Source organism: Micromonospora sp. NPDC050980, assembly GCF_040653835.1.
Taxonomy (GTDB): Bacteria; Actinomycetota; Actinomycetes; order Mycobacteriales; family Micromonosporaceae; genus Micromonospora.
Map to the genome: position 1 here is coordinate 96,970 of NZ_JBFAGS010000020.1, position 6,930 is coordinate 103,899.

Sequence of the window (6,930 nt, forward strand, 5' to 3'; positions counted from 1 at the left end):
GCGGCGTCGATCAGCGCCTCCGACGGGCCTTCCCGCCGCCGCGACCACCTCCCACCTGGCGCTCACCGAACTGGCCGCCGGCCCGTCCCGGGCGGAGCGCGCCGCCGGCCTGACCACGCTGGTGCCGCCCGGCGCGGAGGCGACTCGCATCGGCCGGGAGGTCGGCACCGGGTTCACCTCGGTCGGCCTCCTGCGGCTCCGGCTGCCGGGGCACCTACCGGCTGGCCGTCCGCTACCGGGGCGCGGCAGCCGGCGGCGGCGTCGAGGTGTGCCAGGTGTCGGCGCGCGACGGCTGCCGGGTCGACGTGGTGCGCGTCCCGGGCGAGCTGACTACGGCACGGTGAACGAGTCGATTGACTTTCGATAGCTAGCGAGTGATAGTCGATGCATGTTGACTACCGAGCGCGCGGTGACGGCACTCCGCGCCTTCCTCGTCCTGCTGTTCGGCGTCCTGGTCCTGTTCCAGACGATGTCGTTGCCCGGGCAGTTCGCGCACCTGGCCCGGGAGAACCCGGACGACGCGTACCTGCGCTGGCCGGCCACCGCGGTCACGGTGTTCTGGGTGCTCTGCGTGCAGGTGGTGATCGTGTGCACCTGGCAACTCCTCACTCTGGTCAAGCATGATCGGATCTTCACCGAGGCGTCCCTGGCCTGGGTCGACGGCATCGTCTGGGCGATCGTCGTCGGTTGGGTGAGCCTGGTCGGCGTCTTCCTCTGGGTCGGGTTCAACGCGAACGACCCGGGCCTGCCGCTGCTGCTCTTCCTGCTCACCACCGGGGTCAGCGTGCTGGGGCTGCTGATGGTCGTGATGCGTGCGCTGCTGCGGCAGGCCACCACGCTGCGCACCGACATGGAAGCGGTGATCTGATGCCCATCGTCGTGCGCATCGACGTCGAGCTGGCCCGGCGCAAGATGAGCGTCGGCGAGTTCGCCGAGCGCGTCGGGCTCACCCCGGCCAACGTGTCCGTGCTGAAGAACGGCCGCGCCAAGGCGGTCCGGTTCAGCACGCTCGAGGCCATGTGCCGGGTGCTCGACTGCCAACCCGGCGACCTCCTCGAATGGGTCGCCGACGAGGACGAGCGATGAGAGCACTGCTCGCCGCCGTCGTCGTTTCCGCCGCCGCGCTCGGCGTCGCCGGACTGGTCTACGGGGAGGCCGACGACTCCCCCGGGCTTCAACTCCTCTCCGGTCTGCTGGTCATCGGCGCCGTCGCCGTCGCCGTGCGCGCCGCCCGCCGGACCCGGTAGGACCGGCGCCCCCTCCGACGCCGGCCCCGCCTCAGCCCTTCACGCAGACGACCTGCTTGAGGTGGGCGACCACCTCAACCAGGTCGTCCTGCTGGGCCATCACCTCGGTGATGTCCTTGTAGGCGCCGGGGATCTCGTCGACCACCCCGGCGTCCTTGCGGCACTCCACACCGGCCGTCTGCGCGGCCAGGTCGGCCGTGCTGAACGTCCGCTTCGCCTGCCCCCGCGACATCCGCCGACCCGCACCGTGCGACGCCGAGCAGTACGCGTCGACGTTGCCCTTCCCGCGCACGATGTACGAGCCGGTGCCCATCGAGCCGGGAATGATGCCCAGGTCGCCCGCGCCGGCGCGGATCGCGCCCTTGCGGGTGACCAGCACGTCCACCCCGTCGTAGCTCTCCTCGGCCACGTAGTTGTGGTGACACGAGATCGCCTCGTCGTAGCCGACCTGCGGGAACGCGTCGCGGACCACCTGGGCGAGCAGGGCCAGCATGACCGCCCGGTTGCGCCGCGCGTACTCCTGCGCCCACCACAGGTCCCGCCGGTAGGCGTCCATCTCCGGCGTGCCGGCGAGGAACACCGCGAGATCACGGTCGGGCAGACAGGTGTTGTGCGGCAGCCCGCGCGCCACCGCCATGTGCCGCTCGGCCAACTCCTTGCCGATGTTGCGGGACCCCGAGTGCAGCATCAGCCAGACCCGCCCGTCGTCCGGGCCACCCTGCTCCAGGCAGACCTCGATGAAGTGGTTGCCCCCGCCGAGCGTGCCGAGCTGGCGCTGCGCCCGCGTCTCGAGCTGCGCCACCCGCCGGTCGAGCGTGCCGAACCGCCGCCAGAACTCGTCCCAGCCGGCCTGCTCCAGCCCGCGTACCCGGCGCGGATCGACCGCGTCGTCGCGCATCGCGAAGCCGACCGGGATGGCCGTCTCGATCGCCGACCGCAGCGGCCCGAGGTCGTCGGGCAGGTCGGCGGCGGTGAGCGAGGTCCGCACCGCGGACATGCCGCAGCCGATGTCCACGCCGACCGCGGCCGGCGACACGGCCTGCCGCATGGCGATCACCGACCCGACCGTCGCGCCCTTGCCGAAGTGCACGTCCGGCATCACCGCGACGCCCTGCACCCACTGCAGCGCGCCGATGTTGCGCAGCTGCCGGGCCGCCTGCGCCTCGATCGTGTACGGGTCGGTCCAGACCCGGACCGGCGCCCGGGTACCGGCCAGCGGGGTGAAACCCATCGTCGTCTCCTCGTGTCGTGGGGTCGTAGGCCGTACGGGACTCGAACCCGTAGCCTCCCGGGTGAGAACCGGGTGAGCTGCCAGTTGCTCCAACGGCCCGTGCCGGGCGAACGAAAAACCGCCCGGCTCCGGTCTGGGGGGCGGGCGGCTCGCGCGAGATCGTCGCGCCGGCGCTAGACGCGCCACCACCCGGATTGCGACCACGCCTCGCGGCCCGGTTCGGGCAGCAGGGCACCGACGCGCGGCAAGAGCCGCTCGGCGCGGGTGCGATTCTGCTGCGACACCGGATGCTCCCTGGATTGATCAGTACGACGTTGCCCGCTCACGGTACGGGCACCCGCTTCGGGGCGGCAACGCGATATTGCCGGGGCCCGCCGTTCGCAAACGGGCGGGCGCGACCGGGTCAGCCGGCCTGGGCCACCGGATGGCGCTTCGCCTGCTCCATGAACGGGAAACGCGCGGTGAGTTCGGCGAGCGTGGCGCCGGCCCGCCAGGCGTCCGCCACCTGCGCGACCTGGAGCAGGTCGGTGGCGTCGCCGCGGGCCTCGACCTCGCCGTCGACCCGCAGGTCGATCATGAAGTAGCGGGCCTGCGAGCCGAGGCTGACGCAGACCACGCCCCGCTGCGAGGTCAGCTCGGCGCAGGTGAACCGGCTGCGACCCTGCTCCGGTGCGGTCACCCGGCCGACGTCGAGCTGGTGGGCGGTCGCGGTCTGCGCGAGCGCGGGAGCCAGACCGCCGGGCTCGACCAGGTCCGGGTAGAGGCGCACACCCAGTGCCGCCGAGACGTCGCTCATGCCTGACTCCCACTTCCTCGTGACAGAGACCAGCAGCGCGCAGGTTACGAACACGTTTCCGGCACGCATGCCCATCCTGTCCCGCCCGGGTGGCCCGCGGCAATAGGAACTGTCGACCCGCACCCCGTCGGGGCCCGGTACGCTGCCGGCTCATGGCTCGGATCCGCTGTGACTTCTTCTCCGAGGCGCTCGGCATGGGCACCTCGATGACGGTGCTGCTGCCCGACCCGGGCGCGGCCGGCGTCGGCCTGGCCGGCGCCGCCCGCGACGGCGACCCGCCGGTGCTCTACCTGCTGCACGGCCTCACCGGCGACGACACGGCGTGGACCCGGCAGTCGTCGATCGAGCGCTACGTCGCCCCGTTGGGGCTCGCCGTGGTGATGCCGCAGGTGCAGCGGAGCTTCTACCGCGACGAGGAGCACGGCAACCGGTACTGGACGTTCCTCAGCGAGGAACTGCCCGAGGTGTGCCGATCGTTCTTCCGCCTCTCCGGCCGGCGGGAGGACACGTTCGTCGCCGGATTGTCGATGGGTGGCTACGGCGCGCTGAAGTGGGCGCTGCGCCACCCCGACCGCTTCGCGGCGGCGGCCAGCCTCTCCGGGGCGCTCGACGTGGTGCGGCGACGCCACCACCCGTCCAGCCCGGTCGATCCGGCCGTGTGGCACACGGTGTGGGGCGACCGCCCGCCGCCCGACGAGGACGACACGGTGACGCTGCTGGAGCGGGCCGGCGACGACCTGCCGGCGCTCTACGTCGCCTGCGGCACCGAGGACTTCCTCCACGAGGACAGCGTGCGGTTCGTCGACACCGCCCGGCGGTGCGGCCGGCCGCTCACCGTCGACTTCGGCCCCGGCGACCACGACTGGGCCTACTGGGACGCGCGCATCGCCGACGTCCTCGCCTGGCTCCCGCTGCGGGTGTAAGGCGGGGCCCCCGGTTAACGCCTCCGGTGGAGGAGGGGGCCCCGCTTAACACCGCTCAGCGGGTGAGCACGACCTTCAGCGCGCCGGTCTCGGCGGGGCGGGCGAACACGTCGTACGCCTCGACGATCTCCGCCAGCGGGTACCGGTGGGTGACCATGTGCGCGGTGTCGAGCTGGCCCGCGACCAGCATGTCCAGCAGCTTGGGCGTGGTGCGGGTGTCGACCAGGCCGGTGGTGATGGTGACATCGCGGATCCACAGCCGCTCCAGGTGCAGCGTGGCCGGCGCGCCGTGCACGCCGATGTTGGCGACCCGTCCGCCGGGGCGCACCAGCGCGGTGCACAGCTCGAAGCTGGCGGGCACGCCGACCGCCTCGATCGCCACGTCCGCGCCGAGCCCGCCGGTGACCGAGCGCACCGCGTCGAGCGGGTCGTCGTCGGCGAGCACGGTCAGGTCCGCGCCGAACCGTTTGGCCGCGTCGAGGCGGCTGCGCGCCTTGTCGACGGCGATCACGTGGGTCGGTGAGAAGAGGCGGGCGGTCTGGATCGCGGCCAGGCCGATCGGGCCGGCGCCGACCACCACGACGGTGTCGCCGGGCCGCACCCCGCCATTGAGTACGCCGACCTCGTACGCGGTGGGCAGGATGTCGGCCAGCAGCACCGCCGCCTCGTCGGAGACGCCCTCCGGCAGGCGGTACGTCGACAGGTCGGCGAACGGGACGCGGGCGTACTCGGCCTGCACGCCGTCGACGGTGTGCCCGAGGATCCACCCGCCGCCGCCGAGGCACTGCCCGTAGACGCCGTCTCGGCAGTAGCGGCAGACGCCGCACGCGGAGATGCAGGAGGCGAGAACCCGGTCGCCGGGGGTGAGGTTGGCAACGCCGTCACCGACCGCGACGACCGTGCCGACCGCCTCGTGGCCGAGCACCCGGCCCGGCTCGACCTCGGGCACGTCGCCGCCGAGGATGTGCAGGTCGGTGCCGCAGATGGTGACCGCGTCCACCCGGACGATCGCGTCACGCGGGCCGGCAATGGTGGGATCCGGGACCTCGGACCAGGACTTCTCGCCCGGCCCGCCGTACACGAGTGCCTTCATGGCTCCTCCTCACGCCGTTGTCACCTCCCACGCTTCTCGCCCACGACTGCGGGTGGCAGGGCCGGAGGACCCGGCGGGCGGGACCTCGGTCCCGCGCCTCATGATCGACGTGTTGAGCGGGGGCCCCTGCTCTACCGGAGGCGTTAACAGGGGGCCCGGCCTTACACGCCGACGGTGCCGTCGATGGCCTCGCGCAGGAGGTCGGCGTGGCCGTTGTGACGGGCGTACTCGTGCAGCATGTGCTGCATCACCAGGCGCAGCGAGACGTCCTCGCCCCAGCGGGCCTGGTGGCCGGTGGCGTCGAGCGACTCGGCCGCCCGCTCGATCCGGCGGGCGTGCTCGACCTCCCGCCGCCACGCCTCGAACGCCTCCGCCCGGTCGGCCCCGCCGGTGTCGTACGCCGCCTGGAAGTCGCCGCTGTCCGACCAGACCAGCGGCACGTCCTCGGCGGCGATGACGCGGCGGAACCAGAAGCGTTCCACCTCCGCCAGGTGCCGGACCAGGCCGAGCAGGGACAGCGTCGACGGCGGGGAGGCCCGCCGGCGCAGTTGCTCGTCGGTCAACCCCTCGCACTTGAGGGCCAGGGTGGCCCGGTGGAAGTCGAGGAACGCGCGCAGCGTCTCCCGCTCGCCGGCCCGCAGCGGCGGGCCGATCCGTTCGGTCTCCACGGGACGTCCTTCCGGGCGGGTGCGGTCACCGCAGCCTAGCCTTCGTGGATCATGACGCAACGGGGTTACCGCAGCGACGCGCGGGCCACCGGGAAGTCGAACCAGGTGTCCGGGTACGGCTCGTCCACGTACCGGTAGTGCCACCACTCGAGCGGGTAGTTCTCGAACCCCTGTGCGGTCATCAGCCGCTTCAACAGCTCCCGGTTCGCCCGGGCGGCCCCGGTGATCCTCGCGTCGGCGGTGTGGGCGCGCGGGTCGAAGCAGTCGAACCCGGTGCCCATGTCGACCGAGTTGTCGGCGAAGCGGCGGCCGGCGGGTGCGGTGCACGGCAGCAGGGGGTCACCGGGCGTGTAGGTGGGCTGCGCGGGGGTGGGCACCGGCACCAGGGTCAGGTCGAGCGTACTGGCCCGGCTGTGGGCCGTGGGAGCCCCGATGTAGCCGTCGGCGAAGAGCCGGTCCTTCGGCAGGTCCGGGTAGAACTCCGCCTTCATCTGCTGCTCCTGCGGACGCTTCGCCCAGGCGACGAACTCGTTCACGGCGCGCTGCGGGCGGTAGCAGTCGTAGACCTTCAGGCTGTGGCCCCGGGCCGACGCGGCGGTCTGCACCCGGTGCAGCGCCTCGGCCGCCCGGCGGGTGAGCAGGCAGAGCGGCTCGGGATAGCCGTCGATCGGCCGGCCGACGAAGTTGTGCGCCGAGGCGTACCGGATGTCGGTGCGGACCGTGGGGTCGACGGCGGCCAGGTCGACGACGTCGGCCGGGGCGCGCGGCCCGGTCGGGGTGGGCGACGGCGCCGGGCGCGGCGCGGGCCGCTGGCAGGCGGTCGCGACCACCGCGACCACCACAACCAGGACCCCCGCCGTACGCCCCCGCACCCTGCCCGTTCTACCACGGGGTAAGGAGGGGCCCCTTGTTAACAGACGTCTGTTAACAAGGGGCCCCTCCTTACCCGAGGGTGGTGGGGAGGAGGTCGGA

9 protein-coding genes and 1 tRNA gene are annotated in these 6,930 nt (G+C 72.8%); 4 read left to right on the plus strand and 6 right to left on the minus strand.

Translation table 11 applies throughout. From position 1 onward, the window contains the following. Window positions 1-388 precede the first annotated feature (388 nt). The 3 genes from AB0H28_RS24825 to AB0H28_RS24835 are packed head-to-tail and all read left to right on the plus strand — an operon-like array spanning window position 389 to window position 1,247. Entirely contained in the window at window positions 389-868 is a 480-nt protein-coding gene (locus AB0H28_RS24825; RefSeq protein WP_358044672.1) for a DUF2975 domain-containing protein, read from the plus strand. After that, entirely contained in the window at window positions 868-1,086 is a 219-nt protein-coding gene (locus AB0H28_RS24830) for a helix-turn-helix transcriptional regulator (protein WP_358044675.1), read from the plus strand. The genes AB0H28_RS24825 and AB0H28_RS24830 overlap by 1 nt, the downstream gene beginning before the upstream one ends. Then, complete coding sequence (locus AB0H28_RS24835) at window positions 1,083-1,247, plus strand: hypothetical protein (protein WP_358044678.1); 165 nt, start codon at window positions 1,083-1,085, stop codon at window positions 1,245-1,247. The genes AB0H28_RS24830 and AB0H28_RS24835 overlap by 4 nt, the downstream gene beginning before the upstream one ends. Before the next feature lie 31 nt (window positions 1,248-1,278). Here AB0H28_RS24835 and AB0H28_RS24840 read toward each other — a convergent pair whose 3' ends face one another. The 3 genes from AB0H28_RS24840 to AB0H28_RS24850 form a co-directional block, all read right to left on the minus strand. Continuing rightward, window positions 1,279-2,478, minus strand: a complete 1,200-nt coding sequence (locus tag AB0H28_RS24840) for an RtcB family protein (protein WP_358044681.1) — start codon at window positions 2,476-2,478, stop codon at window positions 1,279-1,281. Window positions 2,479-2,504: 26 nt separating this feature from the next. Continuing rightward, window positions 2,505-2,577: transfer RNA gene (locus AB0H28_RS24845), tRNA-Glu, on the minus strand. 304 nt (window positions 2,578-2,881) lie between these two features. Continuing rightward, complete coding sequence (locus tag AB0H28_RS24850) at window positions 2,882-3,274, minus strand: hypothetical protein (RefSeq protein ID WP_358044684.1); 393 nt, start codon at window positions 3,272-3,274, stop codon at window positions 2,882-2,884. A 152-nt stretch (window positions 3,275-3,426) separates the two neighbouring features. Between AB0H28_RS24850 and AB0H28_RS24855 the strand changes: the two genes are divergently transcribed. After that, on the plus strand, window positions 3,427-4,197 hold the full coding sequence (locus AB0H28_RS24855; RefSeq protein WP_358044687.1) for an alpha/beta hydrolase family protein: 771 nt from the start codon (window positions 3,427-3,429) through the stop codon (window positions 4,195-4,197). A gap of 55 nt (window positions 4,198-4,252) precedes the next feature. Here AB0H28_RS24855 and AB0H28_RS24860 read toward each other — a convergent pair whose 3' ends face one another. The 3 genes from AB0H28_RS24860 to AB0H28_RS24870 form a co-directional block, all read right to left on the minus strand. Further along, complete coding sequence (locus AB0H28_RS24860; RefSeq protein ID WP_358044690.1) at window positions 4,253-5,290, minus strand: zinc-dependent alcohol dehydrogenase family protein; 1,038 nt, start codon at window positions 5,288-5,290, stop codon at window positions 4,253-4,255. A 161-nt stretch (window positions 5,291-5,451) separates the two neighbouring features. Then, window positions 5,452-5,958, minus strand: a complete 507-nt coding sequence (locus tag AB0H28_RS24865) for a DinB family protein (protein ID WP_358044692.1) — start codon at window positions 5,956-5,958, stop codon at window positions 5,452-5,454. Window positions 5,959-6,023: 65 nt separating this feature from the next. Next, window positions 6,024-6,830 (minus strand): M15 family metallopeptidase, encoded by an 807-nt coding sequence (locus AB0H28_RS24870; protein ID WP_358044695.1) that lies wholly within the window; start codon window positions 6,828-6,830, stop codon window positions 6,024-6,026. Window positions 6,831-6,930 lie beyond the last annotated feature (100 nt).

What these genes read in the sequence shown, in the direction of transcription:
- AB0H28_RS24825 (WP_358044672.1), top strand. Translation starts at nt 389, where the DNA reads ATGTTGACTACCGAGCGCGCGGTGACGGCACTCCGCGCCTTCCTCGTC.
- AB0H28_RS24830 (WP_358044675.1), top strand. Translation starts at nt 868, where the DNA reads ATGCCCATCGTCGTGCGCATCGACGTCGAGCTGGCCCGGCGCAAGATG.
- AB0H28_RS24835 (WP_358044678.1), top strand. Translation starts at nt 1,083, where the DNA reads ATGAGAGCACTGCTCGCCGCCGTCGTCGTTTCCGCCGCCGCGCTCGGC.
- AB0H28_RS24840 (WP_358044681.1), bottom strand. Translation starts at nt 2,478, where the DNA reads ATGGGTTTCACCCCGCTGGCCGGTACCCGGGCGCCGGTCCGGGTCTGG.
- AB0H28_RS24850 (WP_358044684.1), bottom strand. Translation starts at nt 3,274, where the DNA reads ATGAGCGACGTCTCGGCGGCACTGGGTGTGCGCCTCTACCCGGACCTG.
- AB0H28_RS24855 (WP_358044687.1), top strand. Translation starts at nt 3,427, where the DNA reads ATGGCTCGGATCCGCTGTGACTTCTTCTCCGAGGCGCTCGGCATGGGC.
- AB0H28_RS24860 (WP_358044690.1), bottom strand. Translation starts at nt 5,290, where the DNA reads ATGAAGGCACTCGTGTACGGCGGGCCGGGCGAGAAGTCCTGGTCCGAG.